Raw genomic sequence first — 559 nt, 5'->3', positions numbered from 1 at the left:
GAATTCAAAAAGTCGACAACGATCTATTTGCCGATGTTGAACAAGGCATGCAGCCCTACCCGTTCCCATTACAAAAACAGGCACACCTAGCAATCAGCTACTGGAACGAACAGAAACAACCTTGGATCTGGTTCTTGAAGTTCAAACTCGATGAGCGCGGCCTATTAAGCCAAGCGGATATCGGTAACTTCTTAAAATTCGTACTAGAGGCGATGGGTACACGTTTGAGCGGTGATATGAGCGAAGAGCAGCAGCAGAAGCTCTCTAACAACCCATACACCTTTAAGCCATCAGAAGACAAAATGGCGGTATTCCATAGCCAAGTTCGCGCAGAGCTATCACTGCCAACGAGCCAGTACTATGAGCATGCACGGCGTCGCGATTCGTAAAGCGCTTCGCAAACTCCCTTCTGAGCCTCTCTATGCAACCCTTGGCGCTCTGGAGCACGCAACACTGAGCGATAAGCTAGCAGAACGAATTCAAGAGATAGCGGATGACCAAATCAAAAGCCAAAACCCAGACCTGTTCTTGCTGTCTGCATTAGTTCGTGCTCTATCAG

General features: G+C 48.3%; 1 pseudogene. It reads left to right on the top strand.

Annotated features, from left to right (window positions below):
* Positions 1–559 (top strand): annotated as a pseudogene (locus KIV40_RS27580) (DUF3549 family protein); the annotation flags it as partial.

The organism is Vibrio sp. D173a (assembly GCF_030248475.1).
Note: the sequence above shows the minus strand (reverse complement) of the source record. Positions and strands in the feature narration are given on the sequence as shown.